Below are 408 nucleotides of genomic sequence, written 5' to 3'. Positions count from 1 at the left end.
CCATAATCCCTTCTTGATTCATATGCCCATCAAATGACGGGACATAGTCAAGCCCTTTTGGGTTCGGTAAGTCGGGAAGCCCTTCTTTTTTCTTAATGTGCGAAATCGCATCAACACGGAAGCCGTCAATGCCTTTATCAAGCCACCAGTTAATCATATCATATAGCGCACGCCGAACATCTTCGTTTTCCCAGTTTAAATCTGGCTGTTTTGTCGCGAATACGTGCAAATAATATTGATCTGTTGCTTCATCGTATTCCCACGCTGAGCCGCCAAAAATGCTTTCCCAGTTGTTCGGCTCTTTTCCGTTTTTCCCGTCGCGCCAAATGTACCAGTCGCGTTTTGGATTGTCGCGTGACGAACGCGATTCAATAAACCACGGATGTTCATCGCTCGTATGGTTAATGA

Annotated in this window: 1 protein-coding gene; it reads right to left on the bottom strand. The window is 45.6% G+C overall.

The features are described 5' to 3' along the window. Window positions 1-408, bottom strand: a 408-nt coding sequence (locus ETC00_RS20140; protein WP_253264361.1) for an alpha-amylase family glycosyl hydrolase, incomplete at both ends; no start/stop codon positions are given.

Origin of the sequence: Brevibacillus sp. MCWH (genome assembly GCF_013096935.1) — a bacterium.
GTDB lineage: Bacteria > Bacillota > Bacilli > Brevibacillales > Brevibacillaceae > Brevibacillus > Brevibacillus aydinogluensis.
Note: the sequence above shows the minus strand (reverse complement) of the source record. Positions and strands in the feature narration are given on the sequence as shown.